Genomic DNA, 22,818 nt, shown 5'->3' on the forward strand with positions numbered 1-22,818 from the left:
GAGCAATCCAAGCTCCAGGAGTAATGGCACCATTTTTACGCCACGATGACGCGCGGGACCGGACGAGATTTTGCGTTTGCAAACCGCGAATACGATCAGGCCAATACAGACCATTTCGCGGTGTAGTCACGAATGCTCCCCCTCGAGCCGCACATGCCGGCACGCCATGAGCAGCGTCAGGTCGTAGAGAACCTTCAGCACACCACAGGCGAGCAGCGGCGCGGTGAGCCAACCCAGCCCGATCAGGCCGCTGGCGATGGTCGGCGCAATGGCGGCGGCAAGACTGCGCGGTACCGCCGTCAGGCTCGCGGCAGCCGCTCGTTCGGCCGGCGTGACGACGGCCATGACGTAGGCGCTGCGCGTGGGCACGTCGAGCTGCGACAGGGCGCTACGCAGCAACAACATGAGCAAGGCCAGCGGCAACGACGGCATGAAGGCTGCCGCGATCAGGCACAGGCTCGACGGAATGTGCGTGAAGACCATCGTGTTCAGCAGGCCGATCCTGCGCGCCAGTGGCGCCGCCGCCAGTTGCGAGCCGGCGCTGAGCAGGCCCGTGCAGAAAAAGAACTGACCGGCCGCGCCGATGGAAAGATCGAAGCGCGCCATGAGCCAGAGCGTCAGCAAGGCATTGACTACCAGGCCGCCGGCGAATGCATCGACGCTGAACAGCAGCGCGAGGCGCACGACGATCCAGCGCGATGGCCCAAGCGGCGTGTGAGCACCGGCCGCGGTCGACGGGTGCGTGGGCAGGTGCCAGTACAGCGCGAGGATCGCCAGCCCCGCCAGTGCGTAGAGGACGAACATGCCGCGCATGGCTGGGAGCGCGTCGACGCCGAGATGTCCGGCAATCCATTCCGGTGCTCCGGCCAGCAATGCCCCGAGGGCGCCGGAGAGCGCTCCGACCAGGCTGTACCGTGCGAACAGCGACGTGCGCGCCCGCGCTTCCGAGGCTTCGGCCAGGCAGGCATGCTCGATGGGCAGGAACAGACTGACATCCCCCGCACTGGGATTCATGGTGCCAAGGAATGCCACGATGAGCAGCGGCCAGAGCGTCGAGAAGCTGGAAAAGCCGATGCCCGTTGCCACCATCACCCCGGCAGCGACCAGCAGCAGCGAGCGACGCGCAAAGCGATTGCCCAGCATGCCGACCAGCATCGTGGCGATCGCCGAGCCCAGCAGCGTCGAGGTGCTGATCAGCCCGACCGAGAGGGTCGACATGCCCAGTGCGAGCAGATAGGCCGGCAGCAGCACCGCAACGAAACCGTCGCAAAAGCCCCGCAGACTCCTCGCCAGCAGCAGCCGCCATACGTCGGCCTCGACGCCTGTCAGCGCCAGCCCTGATCCTAGGCGTGTGATGAGTGGAACCATGGCCGGCCTCCCGAGGTGCATCCGTCTCTCGAATACGGCTTACCCTTTGGATGAAGCATCACTATAGTAGAGATCACAACCAAATACGTTGAATACTCTACATGAATACTTGGCTGCTTCTGGTGCTCGGCCTGCCGACTGCCAATTCGACCGAGCGCATGCGTGCCTGGCGAGCGCTCAAGGCCTGCGGCGCGGCGGTGCTGCGCGACGGGGTGTACCTGTTGCCAGAGCGCGTCGGCGGACGGGAAGCCCTCGAAGCCATCGAGCAGGAGGTGCTCGCCATCAATGGCACCGCCTACCTGCTGGCGATCAGCGAGCCCGGCGAGCGATTCATCCCGCTGTTCGACCGCAGCGAGGAATACGCCAGGTTGCGCGCCGATATCGCCAACTGCCTTGGCGAACTGACGGACGAGAACGCCCTGCAGACCGCACGGCAGGTCCGCAAGTTGCGCAAGGCATTTGCCCAGTTGACCGCCATCGACTTCTTCCCCAGCGAAGCCAGGCAGCTCACCGACTCGGCCCTGCAGGCGCTGGAAACCGCCATCAGCCGCGCCCTCGCGCCGGACGAGCCGAGCAGCCATGAAGAGACCATCACGCCCTTGGCACCGGAAGACTTCCGGGGTCGCCGCTGGGCGACACGCAAACGCCCCTGGGTCGATCGCCTCGCCAGCGCCTGGCTGATTCGCCGCTTCATCGACCCCACCGCGCAGATCCTCTGGCTGGACTCCCCGCGCGACTGCCCTGCCGATGCGCTGGGCTTCGACTTTGACGGCGCCACCTTCAGCCATGTCGGACAGCGCGTCACCTTCGAGACCCTGCTGGCCAGCTTCCAGCTCGAAAGCCCCGCCCTAAAGCGCACCGCCGCCCTCGTGCACTACCTGGACATCGGTGGCAGCCAGCCCGCCGAGGCATCGGGCATCGAGCGCGTCCTGGCCGGTCTGCGAGAAAGCATCAGCGATGACGACCTGCTGCTACAGGCAGCCAGCGGCATCTTCGATGGCCTGTTGACTGCATTCGCCACTGACGAGAAGAACCATGACTGACTCCACCACGCCTGCCGCCGAGAAGGCGATCGCCCCTGGGGCGCCCATCAGCCTGTTCGAGGCCTTCCTGTTCTGGCTGAAGCTGGGCTTCATCAGTTTCGGCGGCCCGGCGGGACAGATTTCGATCATGCACCAGGAGCTGGTGGAGCGCCGCCGCTGGATCAGTGAGCGCCGGTTCCTCCATGCCCTGAACTACTGCATGCTGCTACCGGGACCGGAAGCCCAGCAGCTCGCCACCTATATCGGCTGGCTGATGCATCGCACCTGGGGCGGCGTGATCGCCGGTGCGCTGTTCGTGCTGCCGTCGCTGTTCATCCTGATCGGCCTGTCCTGGGTCTATGTCGCCTTCGGCGAAGTGCCGGTGGTGGCGGGCATCTTCTACGGCATCAAACCCGCAGTGACGGCCATCGTCGTCCATGCGGCGCACCGCATCGGTTCGCGGGCCCTGAAGAACGCCTGGCTATGGGCTATCGCGGCGGCCTCCTTCGTCGCCATCTTCGCCCTCAACGTGCCCTTCCCGGTTATCGTGCTGATGGCCGCGATCCTCGGCTACATCGGCGGGCGACTGCTGCCGAGCCAGTTCGCCATTGGCGGCAGCCATGGTGCAGCGAAGGCCAGCTACGGCCCCGCGCTGATCGACGATGACACCCCGACGCCCGAACATGCGCGCTTCCGCTGGGGGCGCCTGCTGCGCCTGGCGCTGGTCGGCGCCGCCCTCTGGCTACTGCCCATGGGGCTGCTGACGGCCTCGTTCGGCTGGGAAGGAACCCTGACGCAGATGGGCTGGTTCTTCACCAAGGCGGCCCTGCTGACCTTCGGTGGCGCCTATGCGGTGCTGCCCTATGTCTATCAGGGCGCGGTCGGCCATTACGGCTGGCTGTCGCCCACGCAGATGATCGATGGCCTGGCCCTGGGCGAAACCACGCCGGGGCCGCTGATCATGGTGGTGGCGTTCGTGGGTTTCGTCGGCGGCTACGTGCACCCGATGTTCGGCGCAGACCACCCCTTCCTCGCCGGTGCCATCGCCGCGAGCCTGGTCACCTGGTTCACCTTCCTGCCGTCCTTCCTGTTCATCCTCGCCGGCGGGCCGCTGGTGGAGTCGACGCACAACGAGCTGAAATTCACTGCGCCGCTGACCGGCATCACCGCGGCGGTGGTCGGCGTGATTCTCAACCTGGCGGTGTTCTTTGGTTATCACGTGCTCTGGCCGAAGGGTTTCAGCGGCGCCTTCGACTGGCCTTCGGCCGTGATTGCCATCGCTGCGGCCGTGGCCCTGTTCCGCTTCAAGCGCGGCGTGATCCAGGTCTTGTTCGCCTGTGCCCTGGCCGGGCTGGCGGTGCATTTGCTGCGCGGCTGATCGCCCTGCCGGCCAGCCCGACTGGCCGGCTCCCCCCTGACCTCTCGATTCGTACGGACGGGGCGCCCCTATCGGGCATGACCACGACGCCCCATCATCGACAGAAGGTAGCGTGCCGGCCCGAACTTCATGTGGCCGGTGCGGTAGTGCTCGTCATGAGCCTTGCCAGAAGCGTCAGTCCTTCCGTCAGTTCTTCGAGCGACGGACCACCGAGACAAAGGCGAATACCTGCCGCCTGGTCACCCGGGTCGACCATGACCGATTCGGGCGGTGTCACCCTGATCCCCACCGAGGCGGCCGCAGTCGCCAGGCGATCGGCAGCGTCACGGGGCATCGGCAGCCAGATGTGATAGGCATCCGGATGCGCAACGAACTCGACCGCGCCAAGGAGCGAAACCGCCAGGTTCGACCGCCGGCGCGCTTCATGGCGCAAGTCCTGCGGGATGGCCGCGATGACGCCGCTGGATAACCACTCCTCCACCACGGCACAGGACAATGGCGACGGCGCCATCGGGACATCCTGCAGAACTTCCTGCGCCGCGGCGGTCATTTCCGCCGGCAGCGTGAGCATACCGATCCGGAGTCCCGGTCCGATCGACTTGGACAGCCCATTGACGTGGAAGACACGCTCGGGAGCCAGTGCAACGAGCGCTGGCGCCACGGGCGGCCCCAGCGCGTAGACGCCATCCTCGATGATCCAGGCTCCCGACCTCCGGCAGACATCGACGATAGCCTGCCTGCGCGCCATGCCCATGGTTGCAGTGGTCGGGTTGTGCAGCGTCGGCGTGAGGTAGACCGCTCTGTTAGCGGTGGATGCGAGGCCTTCGAGCGCTGCTGCGAGCGCCTCCGGCAGCATCCCCTCTGCATCGATCGCGACGCCTTGCATCCGATAGCCTTTGCGCCGCGCCAGCGCTATCGCACCGGGGTAGGTGACGCGTTCAGTCAGGATCACCCCGTGAGGGCCGCAGGCCAGATCGAAGGCCAGCGAAATGGCCTGGCGGGCATTACTCGTCAGCGCCAGGTTCGTCGGTTCGACCCTGACACCGTGCGTTTCAAGCCAGCGCGCCAGCAGGCGCCGATGCTCCAGGTGCCCGGCGGGCGGCGAGTAGAGATTGAGATGATCGGCGTCGATCTTCCGCGCGACCCCGGCCAGGGTCCGGGCCAGAAGTCGCGCCGACAGCATGGCCGGCGGCACATTGGAGGAAAGATCGATCTCCCGGTCTTCATGGGCCTGGCGGATTGCCACGAACATGCCCCGGCCCTTGACGCTGCGCACCAGTCCCCGCCGTTCGAGGGCGGCGTAGGCCTTTGTCACTGTCCCCAGGCCGACCCCCAGCTGCCAGGCGAGATCGCGATGGGCCGGCAGACGATCGCCCCCCTTCAATTGCCCCTCGATGATGTCGTCGGCCAGTGCCAGTACCAGCCGCTCGGCGACACTCGCGTCGATCTCCGCAAGGCGCGGCATCCAGGGAGATTGAAGAAGCATGTTTACCGTCCAGTGATTAATAGTGTCGCGTGACACTATTTAAATAGATCAAAAGTGTAACGTGCATTAGGGTTGTCTGCGACATGCAACCGTTTCACCAACCGCCTCGCTGCAATGACGGGGCAACGGAGGGTCAGATGTTCAGCCATGTGACTGTTGGCGCGCGGGACCTCGAGCGGGCCGGCCGTTTCTATGACGCCACCCTCGCACCGCTCGGCCTGACGCGCCGCACTGTCGTGCCCGACGGCGGACCGCCGGCGCTTTGCTGGGTGACAGCGACGGCCCCGCTGCCACGCTTCTACGTCTATATCCCGCGCAATGGCGAACCCTCCACGGTTGGCAACGGCAGCATGGTCGCCTTTCTGGCCCTCTCGGAAGCGGCGGTGAAAGCCGCCTACGCGGCGGGCCTTGCGAGTGGAGGAATGGACGATGGCGTCCCAGGACCACGTCCGCACTATGGCGCTGGCTATTTCGGCGCGTATCTGCGCGATCCCGAGGGGAACAAGGTCCACATCGTCTATCGCGGAGACATCCAGGCATGACGCAGCAGTCGCGCGCGTCCGGCCTCCTGCATGCGTCACGGAGGTTGCCTCAATGATCGGCAGCCCTATCGCCCTCGCCTTTGGCTCCTACTTTCTGGCCGCTGCCAGTCCGGGCCCCAGCAACATGGCAATCATGGGGACTGCAATGCGGGACGGGCGCATCCCCGCCCTCATCCTCGCGTGCGGGGTCATGACGGGCTCGCTCGCCTGGGCAATCCTGGCGGCGACCGGCATCTCCACCCTGCTGGCCACCTATGCCAAGGCGCTTGTCGTCATCAAGGTGCTTGGCGGCCTCTATCTGCTCTACCTGGCGGTGCGCGCCGGCAGGTCCGCCTTGCAGCAGACCCTGGATATCTCCCGCGCGGACACGTCACGAACGCCGCCGCGCTATCTGCCCCTGTACCGCCAAGGCGTGCTCATGCACCTCGGCAATCCGAAGGCGATCATGTCCTGGATGGCGATCATGTCGCTGGGACTGCGGGAGAACGCCCCCAGCGGCACCTTGCCGGCAATCATCGGCGGCTGTGCCGTGCTCGGGATCATCATATTCGGTGGCTACGCCATCCTCTTTTCGACCACCCGGATGATTGCCTTCTACGCCAGGCTCGGCCGCTGGATTCAAGGGCTCTTCTCGGCACTGTTCGCCGTCGCGGGGTTGAAGCTTCTGGTGTCGCCAGACTGATGCCCGGATGTCAGTCGAATCGATTGCCCCATCAATACCCATGCCGCCACGAATGTGAGGAGCGTTGTTGTGACCTATGAGTTTCAGATGATCGACGTTTTCGGCGCGGAACCTCTTTCCGGTAACCCGCTGGCGGTCGTCATGGGTGCCGATGCGCTCAAGACCGATGACATGCAGCGCCTGACCCGCTGGTTCAACCTGTCGGAGACAGCCTTCCTGCTATCGCCTACGCACCCGGCGGCAGACTACAGGGTCAGGATATTCACGCTGGAAAGAGAAATGCCTTTTGCCGGGCACCCGACATTGGGCAGCTGCCATGCCTGGCTTTCCACTGGGCAGGCGCCGATGAAGGAGAGGGAAATTGTCCAGGAGTGCGGCGTTGGGCTGGTGACCATTCGCCGTGACCAGGGGCTGCTGTCCTTTGGTGCACCGCCGCTGATTCGTTCCGGTGCTCCCTCGCAGGAAGAATTGAGCGAAGCGGTTCAATTCCTCGGGATCGAGCCGCACGAGGTCATGGATGCCGCCTGGGTCGACAACGGTCCCGGATGGCTGGGGATCAGGCTGGCCTCGGCGGAACAGGTGCTCGCCCTGAATCCGCAACGCCACTGGCCGCGCCGAATCGACATCGGCGTGATCGGAGCGCATTCCCATGGCGATGCCGCGTTCGAAGTTCGCGCCTTCTTCAACAATCATCTGGGCAGCATCGTCGAGGACCCGGTCACGGGAAGCCTCAACGCCTCGCTGGCGCAGTGGCTGTCCTCCACCGGCGTGATCGAAGAGGCCTATATCGCCGCCCAGGGCACTCGCCTCGGCCGCAAAGGACGCATTCATCTGGCTCGCGACAGCGACGGCCAGTTCTGGATCGGCGGCAAGACCCACACACAGGTTACCGGCCGACTCCAGGGGCTCCCGTGAGCGTCAGGTATGGCGCAAGCCGCGCGGGAAACAAGGGTGGTCCCGGCAAGCGCCGAAGGCCGCTTCGAAGAAAGTCACCCACTCATCGATTGCGTTCAAACAAGGACTGACCAACATGTCTTCGGCTCCGGAAAGCCACCCCGCATCCGCCACGGACACCTTGAAAATGCTGGTGCGCTACAAGGCCTGGGCGAATCAGCTGACGTTCGAAAGCGTGATGAACCTGCCCGCTGGCGAGGCGCTTCGCCCGAGGCAAACGCGCTTTGGAAACATGGTGCATACGTTGAACCACGTTTACGTGGTGGACGACATCTTCAGGCATCACCTGCAAGGCCGGAAGCCCCCCTACGCCGCCCGCAACACCGAACATCCGTCTCCGCTGGGCGACCTCTGGCACGCGGTTCAGGCGATGGACCGCTGGTATATCGAGCTCGTCGACACCTGGTCGGCCGAGGACCTGTCGAAAGTCGTCTATTTCGAGTTCGTCGGAGGGGGAAAGGGCGTCATGACGCAGGAAGAAATCGTGCTGCATCTGGTCAATCACGCCACCTATCACCGCGGCTTCGTCGGCGACATGATGTATCAGATTCCCTTCACCCCACCCTCGAACGATCTCCCCGTATTCATCCGGGACCACTATCGCAAGGCTCGGTGAGCCTCGCCGCATTGGCAAGCTGGCGTAGGGCGTATAACGCTCCGGGGTCGATCGCGGCACGACTGACGAACGAGGTGTATCGGCGTACAACCGCGAACGGTTGTACGCCCTACGCTCCCGGCCGTTCCGATCATTCCCTAGGAGAGACGGGGGCGCCTGGTCCTTGCTCGCGAACCGCACGGCACGATGTCCCTCGTGGACAGGTGCCACGCCCCGCACTCACCCCAGAATCAGATACGCCTTGCGCACCTTCTCGATGATTTCCCACTCGCCCTGGGTATTCGCGGCGAAGTAGATCGAGTCCCCGGCCTTGAAGGCGATGGGCTCGCCGCCGTCCGGGGTGAACACGCCGCGGCCTTCGATGAAGTAGCTGTACTCGGCCTGCATGATGGCGCGGCGCAGACGGCCCTGAGAGCACTCCCAGAAGCCGCTGGAAGCATTCTGCGAGGCGAGTTCCTGATGCGCGGCAGTGCTGGCCATCGGGATCGGTTCGCCAATCGGGATGCCGGCCGGCGCGGGCTCGGAGAACTGGGCATTGTCGAGACGGAACAGTACGGGGGTCATGGGATTTCCTCAGGCTTTGTCTTCAAGTCCAGCGGGTGCAAACCGGGCCATCAGTACGTCGAACGGATTCGCCGGCTTGCCGTTGAGTTCGGCGCGTTCCTTGCGAATCACGGCCTTGCGCACCATCGAGCCACCGATGAAACGCACCGGCTCGGGCGGGAACGGCTTGCAGCGGCGGCCGACCAGGGCGCAACCGCTCCACGGGTCCTTCCGCCCCAGTGCGAGGCTGGCCAGGATGCGCCCACCCAGGCGGCTCGGGCCGACGCCATTGCCGCTCCAGCCGATGCCGTAGTGGATGTTGTCGCTGCCGGCGATGCGGCCGAACACCGGCAGGCTGTCGTAGGTGCGGTCGATCGGGCCGGACCAGGAATGGGTGATCAGCGCGTCGTTGAGCATCGGGTAGGCGCGGCGCAGGTCGGCTTCGGTCAGGGCGATGCCCTCACGGTCTTCGCTGAACACCGGCCCCATCTTCGAGCCGTAGCTCAGCGAGCCGGTGCCCTTGCCGAAGGCGATGCGCTCGTCGGGCGTGGTGCGGTAGTAGTCGACCAGCAGCTGCGAGTCGGTGATGGCTTCCGCCCCGCTCCACCCCATGCTTTCCAGGCGCTGGCCCAGCGGCTGGGTCACCACGATGGAGCTGCCCACCGGCACGAACAGCTTCGCAAGCTCCGGGATGGCGGCAGACCAGGCGTTGGTCGCCAGCACCACCTGTCCGGCTTCAACCCGGCCGTTCGCCGTGAGGAGACGCACCGGGCGCCCCGGCTGAATCTCGGTAACCGGCGTGTTCTCGAAAATCTCGACGCCCGCTTCGAGCGCCACGCGCCGCATGCCACGGACCAGGGCGGCCGGCTGCACGGTGGCATTGCTGCGCTCCAGCACGCCGGCAATGTGCACGTCGGACCCGGAGCGCCTGGCCACCTCCTCGCGGGACAGCCGTTCGAACGGGTGGAAACCCAGGCGCTCGCAGGCGGCCAGGGTGGCGTTCCAGCTATCGACGTGGGCCTTGCAGGTCGCCGTCCAGAGCCAGCCCTTCTGGCGGAAAGCGGCGTCGATCCGGTGGCGTTCGCAGAACTCGCCCAGTTCCTGGATCGCGCGCTCCGCGCTGGTCGCCAGGAAGGTCGCCTGCTCGCTGGAACAGAACGAGGTGAGCGACTGGATCTTCGGCCACCAGGACATCACGAACCCGCCATTGCGTCCCGACGCACCACCGCCGCAAATGTCCTGTTCCAGCACCAGGACCCGGCAATCGGGCTCGTGCTCCTTGATCGTCAGCGCAGTCCAGAGGCCGACGAAGCCTCCGCCGACGATCACGATATCGGCCCGATGGTTGCCCGAGAGCGGGGACGGCAACTTCAAGTCGGGCTCGGCGGAGAGCATCCAGAAACTGCGTTTCAGCGGCGGCACGGCTGGGAATTTCATGGCAGGTCCCTTGGCAGGTGAAATCGTCGGTCGCGCCAGCCAGGCGATACCCATCCCGGCAGGACAACCCGGTGGCTGGCGATGGGTCCGGAGGCTATCCGCAGGCAATCTAAAAAACAACGATATTTTTTACTTTGAGAAAATTTATAAGTTATTTTTTAACAAAGCAGATTTCTCCTATTTATCGTCCTTTTCTTCCTAGCCGACCGCTCGCCGGCCCCCGAACAATCTGCCCAGGCCGGACACATCGGCCGTGCTGACAAGACAGGAGGGACCGCCGTGGACATACAGCGCAAAGGCCGCAACGCCCGCTACAGCCAGTGCGTGCGCTTCAACGACTGCATCGAAACCTCGGGCATCGTCGCCCGTGATACGAGCCTGGACATCGCCGGGCAGACCCGCGATGTGCTGGAACAACTGGAGGCCGTCCTGGCCCTGGCCGGCGTCGACAGGGGCCGCCTTATCCGGGTGCAGATCTGGCTGGCCGACATGGCCGAGTTCGACGCCATGAATCGCATCTACGACGCCTGGGTGGACCCGCAACATCCGCCGGCGCGCGCCTGCGTCGGCGCGTCCCTGGCCGACAGCCGCTACCGCCTGGAGATCCAGGCCAGCGCGGCGGCCTGACAGCCCTTTCCGTAACAGCTCTCCCCCTCATTAAAAGAACAATCACACCTGGAGGTGCCTGTGCTGCATGACGTCGTCTTCCTCGACCGTGACGCTTTCTCCGCGAGCGTGAAGATCCGGGAACTGCCCTTCCCCCACCGCTGGAGCTGCCACGACTACACCGCGCCCGACGAGATGGTGGCGCGCCTGTCCACCGCCACCGTGGCCATCACCGGCGGCGTGCCGATCTCGGTGGCGCAACTGGAGCAACTGCCGTCGCTGCGCATGATCTCGCTGGCCCTGACCGGCACCGATATCGTCGACCTGGACTACTGCCGCCGGCGCGGCATCCACGTCACCAATGTCCCCGGCTACGGCACCCACACCGTGGCCGAACACACGCTGGCGATGATCTTCGAGCTGCTGCGCAACGTCGGCCGCTACCACCGCCTGCTGATGGATGAACGCCAGCGCGGCCAGGCGCTGCAGCCGTTCTACCTCGACTACCCGATCCGCGACCTGCGCGGCAAGGTGCTGGGCATCGTCGGCCATGGCCCCATCGCCCAGCGCCTGGCCGACCTCGCCTCGCGCCTGGAGATGGACGTGTACTTCCACGACCGCGACGGCCACTACCAGGGCGAGCGCTACCTGCCCCTGCAGGCTTTGCTCGCCCGCAGCGACGTGGTCTCCCTCAACTGCCCGCTGACACCGCAGACCCGCGGCCTGCTGGGCCGCCAGCAGTTCGAATGGATGAAGAAAGATGCGGTGCTGATCAACACCGCACGCGGTGCTGTGATCAACGAGCCGGACCTGATCTGGGCACTGCAGAACGGTGAGATCGCCGGCGCCGCGCTCGATGTCGTGACCCATGAGCCGCTCACGCTCGATGAACCGCTGCTGCACCTGGCCGCCACCCACAACCTGATCCTCAACCCCCACGTTGCCTGGAGCAGCGCCGAAGCCATGCAAGGGCTGCTGGATGCCGCGCTGGACAATGTCACGGCCTTCGTCACCCGGACGGCCTGATCGCCCTTCCTTACCCTGACAAGAACAACAAGAGGTAAGTCATGCAAAGCGTCGATATCTCGAATTCCCCTGCCTCCGAACACTCCCGCGTACGCCCGCTGCACCTCCAGGCCGCGGTCGGCGGTGTCGGTGGCCAGTTCTGCGATGGCTATGTGCTGGGCATCATCGGCATCGCCATCAGCCTGGCGACCACCCCGCTGGGGCTGGATGCCCTGTGGCTCGGCCTGCTCGGTGGCGCGGCCCTGATCGGCCTGTTCCTCGGCAGCCTGCTCACCGGCCCGCTGGCCGACCGCTACGGGCGCAAGCACATCTATCGCTGGAACATGGCGCTGTTCTTCGGCGCCTCCATCGCCCAGTTCTTCGTCCAGGACGCCCAGCAGCTGCTGGTCCTGCGCCTGCTGCTGGGCTTCGCCCTGGGCTCGGACTTCGTCGTCGGCGTCTCGCTGGTGGCGGAGCTGGTGCCCCGGCGTTTCCGCGGCCCCCTGCTGGCGTTGATGGCGGTGTCCTGGACGCTCGGCTTCACCCTCTCCTACATCGTCGGCTATCTGATGCAGTCATGGGGCGATGACGCCTGGCGCTGGATTCTCGCCAGCAGCGCGGTGCCGTCCCTGTTGGTGCTGCTGGTGCGCCAGGGCACACCGGAGTCGCCACTATGGCTGATGAAACAGGGCCGCCATTCCGAAGCGCAGCGGGTCATCGAACGCCTGGGCGGCTGTGACCTGCCGGAGGACGAACGCGGCAAGGCGAAGGCCTCCTGGGGCCAGCTGTTCAGCCCGGAACACCGGCGCCGCACCCTGGTCGGCATGGTGTTCTACACCTGCCAGGTGATCCCCTACTTCGCCATGAGCACCTTCATCCCGAGGATTCTCGACGCGCTGAAGATCGAGGACAGCTACACCGGCGGGCTGATCTACAACATCTTCCTGCTGGCCGGATCGGTGGTCGGCCTGCTGCTGATCAACCTGCTCACTCGCCGCGCCTTCCTCGTCGGCACCTTCAGCATCAACGCCGTCGCGCTGTTCGTCCTGGCGAGCTGGAGCGGCATGCCGGGGCTGTATGTGGTGGGCGTGTTCGCGGTGTTCGCCTTCGTCATGGCGGCCTCCGGGGTGCTGGAGTTCGCCTACACCTCCGAGCTGTTCCCCACCGAACTGCGCGCTTCGGGCGTCGGCATCTCGGTGGCCGCCAGCCGCATCGGCGCCGCCTCCTGCACCTTCATCCTGCCAGTGGTGATGGAACACTTCGGCGCCTCGGCGGCGATTGGCATCTGCGTCACGGCGCTGGTCATCGGCGCGCTGGTCTGTCAGCGCTGGGCGCCGGAAACCAACCCGCGCTACGTGGGCTGATCCACTGCGCCAACCCGGCCCGCCAGCGCAATACGTTGGCGGGCCGTTGGCGTTCTCTCATTGCAGACGTTCGGCGTTATGCCGCAGCTTGCGGAACAGGTGCGGGGTCTCGCCATAGCTCTTGCGGAACTGCTGGATGAAATGCGAGGCGTCGGAGAAGCCCGTGGCATAGGCGATCTGCGTCACGTGCAGGCTGGTGTCGCTGAGCAGCTTGCGCGCTTCCTGCAGCCGCAGCTTGCGCCAGAACTGCGCGGGCGGCTGGCCGGCATTGGCCAGGAAGGCACGATTCAACTGCCGCTCGTTGCTGCCCAGTTGCAGGGCCAGCTCCCGGATCGTGCAATGGCTGTCGAGATGCGCGCGCATGTAGTCGAGCGCACGATGCACCAGCGGGTCCTGGTAGACATGCGCCACGCTGTTGTCGGTGCCGCGCCGGATGTCCTCGTCGGCCACCAGCAGGTATTCCAGGCTCTTCTGCGCGCGGCGCTTGCCGCAGTGACGGCCGATGATCTCCGCCGCCAGTTCGAACGCCGAACCGCCAGGACAGGTGAATACGCCGTTGTCCTCGATGTAGCTCTTGTCGACCACCGTCTGTGTCTCCGGGAACATCGCAGCGAACTGCTCCTGCACGGTGAAGTGCACCGCGCAGCGGCGTCCCTTGAGGATGCCGGCCAGGCCCAGGGTGAAGTAGGAAGCGCACAGCGCCACCAGCGGCACCTTGCGCGCATGCAGGCGGCGGATGTAGTCGAGCAGCGCAGGCTCCGGGTTCATCACCCCGGACAACAGCCCGCCGGCCAGCACCACGTAGTCGTATTCCGCATCCGGGTCCAGACGCTTGGTCGGCGCAATCGGCAGGCCGCAGCTCGCGCTGACCGGCGCCCCCGTCACGCTCAGCCATTCCCATTGGCAGAGGATCTGCCGGCTGTCGAAGGAACGGTCGGCGGCGAAGCGCAGCGCGTCGACGAAACCGGCCACCGGGGTCAGGGTGAACTGATCGATAAGGACGATGGCAACCCGCAGGTCAGGCTTGAGCACGTGCTCGAGCGACTCCTCATCTGGCACTGGGTGGCTTGGGTTCATCGGCGGTCGGGGCGATAGGCAGGTCGGGGAGTCATCCTATTCGCAAGCCATGCGGGCGGACAACAAGGGACATGGCCCCGTACCAATTTCGGATGTCCGGGCTGTTCGACAGACAGGCCAGCCACGATTAAGCTGCCGCCCCCCTTCACAAGGAGTGCCAGCAGGATGGCCGGGTCTTATCAGGGAAGCTGCCTGTGCGGCGCGATCAACTACGAACTGCTCTCCCCGCCCAAGGCGTTGAGCCACTGCCATTGCCGCCAGTGCCGGAAAAGCCACGGTGCGGCATTCGCCAGTTACGCCAGCGTGCCGCGCAGCGACCTGCGCCTCCTCAAGGGTGCGGATGCACTCAAATCCTACGCATCGTCCGAATCCGTATTGCGGCAGTTCTGCAGCCATTGCGGCTCGTCGCTGTTCTGGTCGAAGAGTCAGGGGGAGTTTTCCGAGTGGATCTCGATAGCCCTCGGCACCCTGGACACGGCGTTCGCCTCGCACAAGCAAAGGCATGTTCAAGTCGCCTCTAAGGCGCCTTGGTTCGAGCTGTCGGATCACTGGCCGCAGAGCGAGTGACCGCCTTGGTGCGAGAGCCTTCGCTGGCCAATGGCAGCAGTCGGCGGTGCGGTCATGCGCTGCGCTGAGTGGGTGGCTGCAGCCGCAAGCCATCAGGCCAGCGGCTGCTTCTGCGCCCCTAGAACAGATATTTGAACCCCACCATTGCATCGTAGCCGTGGCTGTCACCGTCGAAGGCCTCGCGGTAGCCAGCGGAGACGGTGAAGGTCACTTTCTCACTGGCCTGGTGGTCGACGCCCAGGTTCACCTCACCCCAGGTGCCATCAATGTCGGCCTCGAAGGGGATGTATCCCGACTGCGACGAGAACTCGGTTTTCGGCTGGCCCTTGAACTCGTGCCAGACGCTGGGACGGATCCAGCCCTGAGTACGACGGCGGCTCTTGTCGCTACCTTCTGTTTCCCAGTCCTTCGCGATGCGCACACCGAGACGACCAATCAGGGATTCCACGTCCCGGAAGCGCACATCGGCTCCGACGTCGTCACTGTCGTCGAGATCGACGTAGCTATAGATCACCTGAGCCTGGGGCTCGATCCACAGGTCCTTGTCCGCCTCGAACGGATAACCTCCTTCCAATGATGCCGTGTAGCCCCATCCATCCGTTTTCAGCTTGGACAGCTCATTCGGGCGAGCCTCGATGTCGTACCGGGTAACCTGCAGCACGCCGTCCAGATACCAGCCCTCCGGGCCGAAGTGCGTCCAGTAACCACCCAGGCTGTATGCCCGCAGCGTATCGTCACCGGCATTGCCGCCGGTGTAATGGCTGACACCGGCATCCATGCTGCCAATGGCCAAGGATAAGCCGGCCTGGTCGTGACTACCGTCGGTTCGCTCCTTCCGGTACAGATCGGCGCCGACCTGGAAGGCCGTCAAATCGTAGTTGTACTCAGGGGTGTCGCCGACAGCGTCCTTCCGGTCGCCGTCCTGCTTGCCGCTCCGATAGATGACCCGCCCCCAGCCCAGAGATGGGCCCCAACTCGCCTCATCCTCTGCCGGTCGTTCCTGCCAGGCGGTTGGTCGCTCCTCACCCACACGCTCGTGCAGGGTATCGACCATCGTGCGGCCGTAAACAAGGGCCATCGCCGGAATTGCCCCGTACAAGGACACCTCGGGACGGAAATTCGGGGTGGGCGGCTCCGGTGGCGGGGTCGGAGGTCCCGGCGGAGTGGGATCAGGAGGCGTCGGTGGTGTCGGAGGCTCCGGCGGAGTGGGCGGATCAGGAGGCGTGGGTTCGATATCCGAGCGCAGGTACCAGGTCTGCGTGCCCGTACCATCCGGCGCGCCACGATAGAGCTGGTACTCGTAGGGGCCAGCCACCACACGCCTGGCCAGGCTGAAGGCGTTGGCGTCACTGGCAGCGACGGCCGTATTCAGAAGGTTGACCACGGCAATGCCGTTGCCTTCGGTGAGTTCGCCTCTGCCTCCTACGTTGTTCACCAGCAGTCCGGTGGCACCGCCACTGCCCGTAGCGGTGGAGTCCACCACCAGCATGTCCGAGCGGCTGTTGATGCCCCCCTCGTTGAGTTCGGTATTGAGCAGCAGGCGACCGCCATTGGAGACAAACACACCACCTCCATTGCTGCCGGCTACCTGGGCGTTACTGATAAGCAGCACATTCCCAACCGCACTGCCCCCACCCGTCAGATCGATAAGCCCACTGTTGATAAAGTTGCCTACGCCCAGCAATTGGCCCTGCACCGCCCCGCCTTGCACCGGAGCATTGGCGGTTTGTCCCAGGGGTAGGTAGGCGCCCGTCGTGTCGAAGGTCTGGATACCACTGCCCGGCTGGGCCGCCAGGGTGAGCGTACCGCTGTTGTCGATACTGTTGCCGCTGGCAGTGCCGAGATTGCTGACTGCCACGCCCCAGGTATCACGGGTGCCATCGCCGTTGCTGTCGACGAAGTTGCGCAATGCCCAACTACCCTGGTTGGCGATACTGACCTGCGAAGTCCCTGCATTGATCGACCCGACAATCGCCCCGGCATTGTCGATGGTCACGGTGGCATCGGGGCCGCTGGCATCTCCCAGAACAGCCCGATCACTGAGTGCACCGATGGATCCGGTATTGGTCAATGTCTGAGTCTCACCGGCCAGGGACACGCCCGTACTCTGGCCCCAGCCACCGAGGATCGCCGCGCTGTTGCTGACGCTTACCGCCCCCCCGACAGTCAGTGCGTCGATGCCCGAGGCGGCGCTGCCGTGGGTCGTGATATTGCCGCTGTTCTGCACGTCAATGCTGGCTGCTCCAGAGGCTTGGGCCAGTATCCCCTGACTATTGGTGTCGCCCAGAGTGGTGATTGCCCCCCGGTTGATGATCGTCTGGTTGCCGGTCACCGACAGGGCCCGGATCCCCCGTTGCCTGTCGCCCCTGGCAATCAGCTCACCCCTGTTGTCCACCGTGACGAGGCCTTCACCGGTTCCCGATTTGTAGGTAGTGCCGGCGAGGATGGCGGCACCTGATCCATTCACATCGATCCGAGTCCCAGTGAAGGTGACACTCACGTCCTTCCCGCTGCTCTGCGCCTGCAAGCCATAAGCGTCGATGCCCGTGCCTACTCCGCCCGAGCCCTCGGAATGCGTAGTGATGGTACCGGTGGAACTGACCGTTACCCTTCCTTGCAGCGAGGTGGCGTAGATGCCGTTGGCTTGGGTGCTGAGTGTTTCGAGCTTGTTGCCGGTGTAGTTCACCGTCACGTCGCCATCGGTGGAGTCCGCACGGATGGCGCCCGCCCCAGGTCCGGCAGTGGTGATATCGCCGCTGTAGTTAACCTGCGCGTCCTGGGCAGCCGCGATGATGATGCCGGCCCCCCGAGTCGAATTGGGCCCGTTCAGCACGGTGATGTTGCCGCTGCCGGTCAGGCTGAAGTTGCCCGTACCGCGCTTGATGACGTAGATCCCGCGCGAGCCGACCAGATCGGTGGAGTTCCCCACCACCAGATCGCCGTCGTTCTGGATACTGATATCGCCAGTCGCACCGACGTTGTCGTTGACGTAAATGGCGTGGCCGTTGTCGCCGGTCGTCGTGATGTCGCCGTTGTTGACGATATGGATGCTGCCGGTGGTTGAGAGAGAGCGGATACCGAAGCCGTTCTTGCCGTCGGTAGTGATGCGGCCTGTATTGCTGAGGTTGGTAGTACCCGTACCACCCTCCGTGAAGATGCCGAAAGCGTTGAGCCCCCTACCGCTAATGGTGGCGGCGTTGCTCACCGCCGTGTTGCCGTTGATGGCCCTGGTGTGCAGGCCTGCGTGATTACCGGTGCCGGCCTGGGGGTCGTTCTCGTCGTCAATGTGCGGATCGCCGCCGGAAAGCGGGTCGTTGTTGTCGACAGTCAGTTTCACGCCTGCCCCGACAGTGGCATTTACGTTGCCACTGCCAGCAGCCTTCAACCAGATGTTGTTGCCGCCATAGGTGGTAATGGAGCCCGTTCCCCCGTGCTGGAAGCTGATGTCGCCACCTCCGCTGGCATTGATATCGATCCCGTCGTGCTCAGTGCCTGGCACTTGGTTTTCGATGCTCACTTCAGCGCCATCGCTCACCACGAGGGACGAGGTTCCGGAATTGGTATTGATGATGGCCACTGCATCCTGGCCACTGCCAGCCAGACGGACAAGGTTGCTTCCGCTTTGGAAATTGATTAACGCCTGTCCGAGCCCGGCACTACCGCCAAGTATCTGGGCCTGAACGGCACTTGCCGCAGTCGGGGGCGAGCTCTGAATACTGGTGCCGTTGAGCAGGATGGTGGAGGCTGCGTTGGTCGATCGACTGAGCAGCGAGTTGCCCGCACTGGTTGTGACCTGGGTGCCGGAAACGGTCGTGATTTCCGCTGCGGTCCCGCTCGCAGGAGTGCATGTCTGGGTGGTCGTATAGATTCCGCTCTGTTGGCCGCAGACTGCATGCGCTGACTCGGGCAACAGGGCCAGGGCAAAGGCATTGGCGATGGCAATGCCAAGTGCAGTCTTGACGGCGTGAGGGCTGGAATGCCGCACGGTTGGCGGGGGCATGGCGAACCTCCTTGTTCCGGATACTTCAGTGGCAGTCGCTGCCTCGACCGCACGTCGTACCTCCCTTCTCGTCGCGCACTTCCGCCGTCGGCAGTTGTAAGGCAACCATAGCCCAGTGTTTCAGAATCGCAACATTGAGTGGAGCGATTGGGTATCTGAGTTGCGTTGGAAGTCCGCTTTGGGTCGGCCTCAGCCACTCGCAACAAGCGGTAGTTGGTCAGTGGCAGACATACATGGATCTGCCCATTCCACATCCCCTCACTACCCCGTCAGAGCGCCACTCAGAGCAACTCGATGCCGAACCGCCGCACGAACAGCGCGAACAGCCCGAAGCACGCCATGGTGATCACGATGCAGGCGATCAGGGTCGGCCAGAAGCCCAGGCGCGGCAGCAGCAGCGGGAAGGCCAGGAACATCGGGAGCGTGGGCACCACGTACCAGAAGGTGTACCAGGCGTGGTTGGCGATCTTCTCCTGGCTCTGCTGTTCGACGTAGAGCCAGATCAGCGTCAGCACCGTGACCAGCGGCAGTGCGGCTACCAGACCGCCGAGCTTGTCGCTGCGCTTGGCCAGTTCGGACACCAGCACCACGATGCCGGCGGTCAGGAAGTATTTGGTGATGATCCAGGCCATGGTTACTCCAGGGGGCTCGCGGGTGGGGCGCTGCGGTCTGGCTGGCATCCTATCCAGTCCCGGCACCGTGTAGAAGCCGCCTGGTCATCGACCTGGATCGAACACGCATTTCCCCCTCGCGGGCGCCCCCGCCCGACCTCCCCAGCCCCGAAGCTGACAGATTTGTCACCTGCGCCTCATCCAGCCGTTATCCGCGCTCCCTCACGATGCCCGTGGCCCTCGCCACGCCTGGGCGAAAACAACAACAGCAGGCGGTGACAACCACCCTGCCCTTAGGAGCACAACATGTACCGACGCAAACTCCCCCTGGCCACATCCTTGCTGGTCCTGGGCGTCGCCACGCCGGCAGTCCACGCCGAGGCTCAACCCGAAGAGAAGGCCGAAGGCTTCCTCGAAGGCGCCAGCCTGGACATCCTCACCCGCAACCTCTACTTCAACCGCGACGCCCGCAAGGGCCAGTCCATGCCGCCTCGCGGCAACGGCTACTCGGAAGTCTGGGCGCAGGGAGTCATGGGCAAGTTCGAGTCCGGCTTCACCCAGGGCACGGTCGGCGTGGGCGTGGACGCCTTCGCCATGCTCGGCTTCCAGCTCGATACCGGCGACGGCCGCAACGGCGACGGCAGTTCGGTGGATGTACTGCCCACCGACAAGGATGGCCGGACCGAGAGCAACTACGCCAAGGCCGGCGGCGCCGCCAAGGTGCGCCTGTGGGACACGGTGCTGAAGGTCGGCGACGTTTTCCCGGAGACGCCCGTGGTGCATTACGGCGACTCGCGCCTGCTGCCGGAGAGCTTCCGTGGCTTCACCCTGCAGAACACCAGTCTCGACGGGCTGACCCTGCAGGGCGGCCGCCTGCACTCGATGAGCCAGCCGCAGTCGCGGCAGATGGACGACGGCTTCGAGACCTTCTACGCCGGCCCGGTGGATTCGCCGTGGATCGCCTACGGCGGCGGCGATTACAGCATCAACGACCACGCCAGCGTCAGCCTCTACAGCAGCCGCCTGAAGGACGCCTGGAACCAGTACTACTTTGGCAGCGCGCTGAACTTCCCGCTGACCGAGTCGGTGGAGCTGTTCGGCGGCTTCAACTACTACAAGTCGCAGGACGAAGGCCGCGAGCTGCTCGGCGAGTTCAACACCAACATCTGGAGTGCCAACACCGGCGTGCACTTCGGCGCGCACCGCGTGACCCTGAGCTACCAGCGCAACAACGGCGACAACGACTTCGACTACCTGCGCCAGGCCGACTCGATCTACCTGGACAACTCCATCCAGTACAGCGACTTCAACTCGCCGAAAGAGAAGTCCTGGATGGCCCGCTACGACCTCGACATGGCCAGCTACGGCGTGCCCGGCCTGAGCTTCATGACCCGCTATGCACGCGGTAGCGATGCCGACTATTCCAATGCCAACAGCGTGTACATGCGTGAGGACGACAACGGCAATCCGCTCACTGACCAGAAGCGCTGGGAGCGCGACGTCGAGGCCAAGTACGTGGTCCAGACCGGCAGCCTGAAGGACCTGTCGCTACGCGTACGTCAGGCCACTACCCGGGCCACGGCCTTCGAGTCGGATCTGGATGAGGTGCGCCTGATCGTGGAGTACCCGCTGTCGTTGATGTAAGCCGATACGCCGTGGCGCCTGGCGGACAGATGTCGGAATTGTCAGCTGCGGCTCAGCGTCCTGTTAGGTACCACGGCGTATAACGGAAAGCATCACCACCCCACGGTCATGGTGATGATCTTCCCCGCAGTACCGCTCCTCTTTCTGGCGCTCCACGTGCCCCTTTGGAGAGAGAGGAACACTCGGCGCCCGAATGGGCGCCTTTTTTTGGCCCTGCCCCCCTCCACTCCCCGGGCCGGCACCGCTGGGCAACTTCAACGCGATCAGCTCCCCGGTCGTTGTCGCCTGTAGGTCAGTTGAAAGACATCCAACTGGAGGTCGTAGTACCAGATCCGCTCGACCATGCCACCCTGCAACTGGACAAAGGCGATCTGGTCCCCCCGAGGAACCAGTCGCGGGCTACTGGAAAGCGGACTGCCTCCCGCATACTGGCGGCGAAAGTCCGTCATGCGATCGAGCACCGACTTGGTATGCAGGGGCATACCGTCAGAGGCTATGAACAGCAGGCTGCCGTCGGTAGTCCAGGCGACGTAGCGATCAGCCACTTCGTCATAGGCCAGTGAATTGATGTCGATGTTGTCCAGGGAGCGGAAGTCCAGCCAACGCCCTGCGTTGGTATCGTAGCGATAGAGGAACCCTTCACCGCCAAGCGAGACGAGAGTGACAAAATGGCGCTTGCTGTCGTAGGCAACCGCTGTCGGCCAGGAAAGGCGCGGGAAGTTGTCCGGCATCTGCAATTCCACCTGCCTCGAGCTGGCGGGGTCGAACACAGTGAAACTATGGCTGACGATCCGGTAGATGCGCTTGTCCTGCTCTGACTTGACGGACTTATCGGGGGACAGGATGACCTGCGCGGTGCCATCCACAGGCCCCTCCAGCGACCATCGGACCTTGTCGAAATCACCATTGGTGAGATCGAAGCGCATGCCCCTGACAGGCGCCTGAGGTTGCTCACCTTGCACGGTGAGGCTGGCTTGCGGAGGGTCGAGCCTGTCTACGGTAATGATATTGGGCAGCGAGTACTCACCACGGAAGACATCCACCTTCTGGATGCCGAATAGACTGTTCACGCCATTGAGAAGCGAGGCAAAGTCCGCGCTGTCCTTCCTGTAGCTATAGGGCAGCTTGGTGCGGTAGACGGGCACCGGGGGATTGCTGCGCACGCTCGAAGGCTCATAGCTCGAGATCAAGATGCCATTGATGAGCGTCCCTTCGCCGGCATTTACCCTCCAGGCGATCTTTTCGTAGCTGGTCAGCACCAGCAGGACGGACTTGCCAGGGCGATTGATGAACACATTCACCACCGTTCCATTGGCTGCCTGGTCCTTGGCCTCATACCCGGAAATGACCACGACTTCGGCATTTTCAGCCAGGGCCGCGGGTGGCTTAGCCACGGACTGTGGGAGCGCACCGTCGTCGAGCCTTAGCGCAGCAGCGGGCACGGAGGCTGCCGGATTGACGATCGGCCTTGCCGGGGGACTCAAGCGCTGACTCATCAGCACGCGGTTCAGCCGGTGCTCCTGGTAATAGAAGTAAGCCAGGGCGGCGGTGGCCATGATCAGCGCCAGGCAGGTGGCGAGGAGCACCCAGACCAGGACATCTTGCGGACGCGCAGGCGGTGCGCTGGCAATAGCGGCCCGCGCCCGTGCCTGGGCGGCGAGCGCCTGCTCGACCTTGGCATAGATGGCCCCGCAGTTGGGGCAGGCATTGCTGGTCTGGGCATCAGCGAACTGATGCACGTAGCCGCATTTCAGGCAGGTCTTGTCCATCAGCACATCCTTGTGAGGCTGTACTGAAGAATATGGGAGTCCGCCGATTTCACAAGGCGGAGCACGGCAACCCGGCAGATGGTCGAGGATGCTGCCAATCACCACGCTGGCCACGCACGTGGGGCGGAGTTCGAGGTTATCCGTCGT

19 protein-coding genes are annotated in these 22,818 nt (G+C 64.4%); 11 read left to right on the plus strand and 8 right to left on the minus strand.

The features are described from left to right. Positions 1 to 126 precede the first annotated feature (126 nt). Positions 127 to 1,368, minus strand: a complete 1,242-nt coding sequence (locus tag O6P39_RS14685) for an MFS transporter (protein WP_275607240.1) — start codon at positions 1,366 to 1,368, stop codon at positions 127 to 129. A gap of 101 nt (positions 1,369 to 1,469) precedes the next feature. On the opposite strand from O6P39_RS14685, the gene O6P39_RS14690 reads away from it, so the two are divergent. Together O6P39_RS14690 and chrA are read left to right on the plus strand one after the other, a co-directional pair. Next, positions 1,470 to 2,411, plus strand: a complete 942-nt coding sequence (locus O6P39_RS14690) for a chromate resistance protein ChrB domain-containing protein (protein WP_275607241.1) — start codon at positions 1,470 to 1,472, stop codon at positions 2,409 to 2,411. Beyond that, the gene (gene chrA / locus O6P39_RS14695; protein WP_275607242.1) at positions 2,404 to 3,768 is read left to right on the plus strand and encodes a chromate efflux transporter; all 1,365 of its coding nucleotides are present in this window, start codon (positions 2,404 to 2,406) and stop codon (positions 3,766 to 3,768) included. The genes O6P39_RS14690 and chrA overlap by 8 nt, the downstream gene beginning before the upstream one ends. 127 nt (positions 3,769 to 3,895) lie before the next feature. Here the strand turns inward: chrA and O6P39_RS14700 are convergent, their stop codons facing one another. Then, positions 3,896 to 5,254: a PLP-dependent aminotransferase family protein gene (locus tag O6P39_RS14700; RefSeq protein WP_275607243.1), complete on the minus strand. Its 1,359-nt coding sequence runs from the start codon at positions 5,252 to 5,254 to the stop codon at positions 3,896 to 3,898. Positions 5,255 to 5,391: 137 nt separating this feature from the next. On the opposite strand from O6P39_RS14700, the gene O6P39_RS14705 reads away from it, so the two are divergent. The 4 genes from O6P39_RS14705 (at position 5,392) to O6P39_RS14720 (ending at position 8,048) form a co-directional block, all read left to right on the plus strand. Continuing rightward, positions 5,392 to 5,796, plus strand: a complete 405-nt coding sequence (locus tag O6P39_RS14705) for a VOC family protein (protein WP_275607244.1) — start codon at positions 5,392 to 5,394, stop codon at positions 5,794 to 5,796. Between the two features lie 52 nt (positions 5,797 to 5,848). After that, positions 5,849 to 6,478, plus strand: a complete 630-nt coding sequence (locus tag O6P39_RS14710; protein WP_275607245.1) for a LysE family translocator — start codon at positions 5,849 to 5,851, stop codon at positions 6,476 to 6,478. A gap of 87 nt (positions 6,479 to 6,565) precedes the next feature. Continuing rightward, a complete protein-coding gene (locus O6P39_RS14715; protein ID WP_275607246.1) occupies positions 6,566 to 7,393 on the plus strand; it encodes a PhzF family phenazine biosynthesis protein in 828 nt (275 codons plus the stop codon). Between the two features lie 115 nt (positions 7,394 to 7,508). Next, the gene (locus tag O6P39_RS14720; RefSeq protein ID WP_275607247.1) at positions 7,509 to 8,048 is read left to right on the plus strand and encodes a DinB family protein; all 540 of its coding nucleotides are present in this window, start codon (positions 7,509 to 7,511) and stop codon (positions 8,046 to 8,048) included. A gap of 219 nt (positions 8,049 to 8,267) precedes the next feature. Here the strand turns inward: O6P39_RS14720 and O6P39_RS14725 are convergent, their stop codons facing one another. Together O6P39_RS14725 and O6P39_RS14730 are read right to left on the minus strand one after the other, a co-directional pair. After that, on the minus strand, positions 8,268 to 8,612 hold the full coding sequence (locus O6P39_RS14725) for a cupin domain-containing protein (protein ID WP_275607248.1): 345 nt from the start codon (positions 8,610 to 8,612) through the stop codon (positions 8,268 to 8,270). A 9-nt stretch (positions 8,613 to 8,621) separates the two neighbouring features. Further along, entirely contained in the window at positions 8,622 to 9,986 is a 1,365-nt protein-coding gene (locus O6P39_RS14730) for an FAD-binding oxidoreductase (RefSeq protein ID WP_275611955.1), read from the minus strand. 321 nt (positions 9,987 to 10,307) lie between these two features. Between O6P39_RS14730 and O6P39_RS14735 the strand changes: the two genes are divergently transcribed. Genes O6P39_RS14735 through O6P39_RS14745 form a run of 3 tightly spaced genes read left to right on the plus strand, consistent with a single transcriptional unit; the run spans position 10,308 to position 13,003 of the window. Then, positions 10,308 to 10,655: a RidA family protein gene (locus tag O6P39_RS14735; protein WP_275607249.1), complete on the plus strand. Its 348-nt coding sequence runs from the start codon at positions 10,308 to 10,310 to the stop codon at positions 10,653 to 10,655. 60 nt (positions 10,656 to 10,715) lie between these two features. After that, complete coding sequence (locus O6P39_RS14740) at positions 10,716 to 11,660, plus strand: NAD(P)-dependent oxidoreductase (protein ID WP_275607250.1); 945 nt, start codon at positions 10,716 to 10,718, stop codon at positions 11,658 to 11,660. A gap of 41 nt (positions 11,661 to 11,701) precedes the next feature. Beyond that, the gene (locus O6P39_RS14745) at positions 11,702 to 13,003 is read left to right on the plus strand and encodes an MFS transporter (RefSeq protein WP_275607251.1); all 1,302 of its coding nucleotides are present in this window, start codon (positions 11,702 to 11,704) and stop codon (positions 13,001 to 13,003) included. A 57-nt stretch (positions 13,004 to 13,060) separates the two neighbouring features. Here the strand turns inward: O6P39_RS14745 and O6P39_RS14750 are convergent, their stop codons facing one another. Further along, the gene (locus O6P39_RS14750; RefSeq protein ID WP_275607252.1) at positions 13,061 to 14,035 is read right to left on the minus strand and encodes a helix-turn-helix domain-containing protein; all 975 of its coding nucleotides are present in this window, start codon (positions 14,033 to 14,035) and stop codon (positions 13,061 to 13,063) included. 210 nt (positions 14,036 to 14,245) lie between these two features. On the opposite strand from O6P39_RS14750, the gene O6P39_RS14755 reads away from it, so the two are divergent. After that, positions 14,246 to 14,647: a GFA family protein gene (locus tag O6P39_RS14755; protein ID WP_275607253.1), complete on the plus strand. Its 402-nt coding sequence runs from the start codon at positions 14,246 to 14,248 to the stop codon at positions 14,645 to 14,647. A 118-nt stretch (positions 14,648 to 14,765) separates the two neighbouring features. On the opposite strand, the gene O6P39_RS14760 is transcribed toward O6P39_RS14755, so the two are convergent. Both O6P39_RS14760 and O6P39_RS14765 read right to left on the minus strand, forming a co-directional pair. Beyond that, complete coding sequence (locus O6P39_RS14760; RefSeq protein ID WP_275607254.1) at positions 14,766 to 18,647, minus strand: autotransporter outer membrane beta-barrel domain-containing protein; 3,882 nt, start codon at positions 18,645 to 18,647, stop codon at positions 14,766 to 14,768. 281 nt (positions 18,648 to 18,928) lie between these two features. Continuing rightward, complete coding sequence (locus tag O6P39_RS14765; protein ID WP_275607255.1) at positions 18,929 to 19,279, minus strand: DUF3147 family protein; 351 nt, start codon at positions 19,277 to 19,279, stop codon at positions 18,929 to 18,931. Positions 19,280 to 19,564: 285 nt separating this feature from the next. On the opposite strand from O6P39_RS14765, the gene O6P39_RS14770 reads away from it, so the two are divergent. Continuing rightward, positions 19,565 to 20,902: an OprD family porin gene (locus O6P39_RS14770; protein ID WP_275607256.1), complete on the plus strand. Its 1,338-nt coding sequence runs from the start codon at positions 19,565 to 19,567 to the stop codon at positions 20,900 to 20,902. Between the two features lie 263 nt (positions 20,903 to 21,165). Here O6P39_RS14770 and O6P39_RS14775 read toward each other — a convergent pair whose 3' ends face one another. After that, entirely contained in the window at positions 21,166 to 22,671 is a 1,506-nt protein-coding gene (locus tag O6P39_RS14775; protein WP_275607257.1) for a hypothetical protein, read from the minus strand. Positions 22,672 to 22,818: the final 147 nt, after the last annotated feature.

This window comes from Pseudomonas sp. PSE14, assembly GCF_029203285.1.
Taxonomy (GTDB): Bacteria; Pseudomonadota; Gammaproteobacteria; order Pseudomonadales; family Pseudomonadaceae; genus Pseudomonas.

Excerpts from the sequence above, each read along its gene's own strand:
- O6P39_RS14685 (WP_275607240.1), bottom strand. The coding sequence starts at position 1,368 with ATGGTTCCACTCATCACACGCCTAGGATCAGGGCTGGCGCTGACAGGC.
- O6P39_RS14690 (WP_275607241.1), top strand. The coding sequence starts at position 1,470 with ATGAATACTTGGCTGCTTCTGGTGCTCGGCCTGCCGACTGCCAATTCG.
- chrA (WP_275607242.1), top strand. The coding sequence starts at position 2,404 with ATGACTGACTCCACCACGCCTGCCGCCGAGAAGGCGATCGCCCCTGGG.
- O6P39_RS14700 (WP_275607243.1), bottom strand. The coding sequence starts at position 5,254 with ATGCTTCTTCAATCTCCCTGGATGCCGCGCCTTGCGGAGATCGACGCG.
- O6P39_RS14705 (WP_275607244.1), top strand. The coding sequence starts at position 5,392 with ATGTTCAGCCATGTGACTGTTGGCGCGCGGGACCTCGAGCGGGCCGGC.
- O6P39_RS14710 (WP_275607245.1), top strand. The coding sequence starts at position 5,849 with ATGATCGGCAGCCCTATCGCCCTCGCCTTTGGCTCCTACTTTCTGGCC.
- O6P39_RS14715 (WP_275607246.1), top strand. The coding sequence starts at position 6,566 with ATGATCGACGTTTTCGGCGCGGAACCTCTTTCCGGTAACCCGCTGGCG.
- O6P39_RS14720 (WP_275607247.1), top strand. The coding sequence starts at position 7,509 with ATGTCTTCGGCTCCGGAAAGCCACCCCGCATCCGCCACGGACACCTTG.
- O6P39_RS14725 (WP_275607248.1), bottom strand. The coding sequence starts at position 8,612 with ATGACCCCCGTACTGTTCCGTCTCGACAATGCCCAGTTCTCCGAGCCC.
- O6P39_RS14730 (WP_275611955.1), bottom strand. The coding sequence starts at position 9,986 with ATGCTCTCCGCCGAGCCCGACTTGAAGTTGCCGTCCCCGCTCTCGGGC.
- O6P39_RS14745 (WP_275607251.1), top strand. The coding sequence starts at position 11,702 with ATGCAAAGCGTCGATATCTCGAATTCCCCTGCCTCCGAACACTCCCGC.
- O6P39_RS14755 (WP_275607253.1), top strand. The coding sequence starts at position 14,246 with ATGGCCGGGTCTTATCAGGGAAGCTGCCTGTGCGGCGCGATCAACTAC.
- O6P39_RS14760 (WP_275607254.1), bottom strand. The coding sequence starts at position 18,647 with ATGCCCCCGCCAACCGTGCGGCATTCCAGCCCTCACGCCGTCAAGACT.
- O6P39_RS14765 (WP_275607255.1), bottom strand. The coding sequence starts at position 19,279 with ATGGCCTGGATCATCACCAAATACTTCCTGACCGCCGGCATCGTGGTG.
- O6P39_RS14770 (WP_275607256.1), top strand. The coding sequence starts at position 19,565 with ATGTACCGACGCAAACTCCCCCTGGCCACATCCTTGCTGGTCCTGGGC.
- O6P39_RS14775 (WP_275607257.1), bottom strand. The coding sequence starts at position 22,671 with ATGGACAAGACCTGCCTGAAATGCGGCTACGTGCATCAGTTCGCTGAT.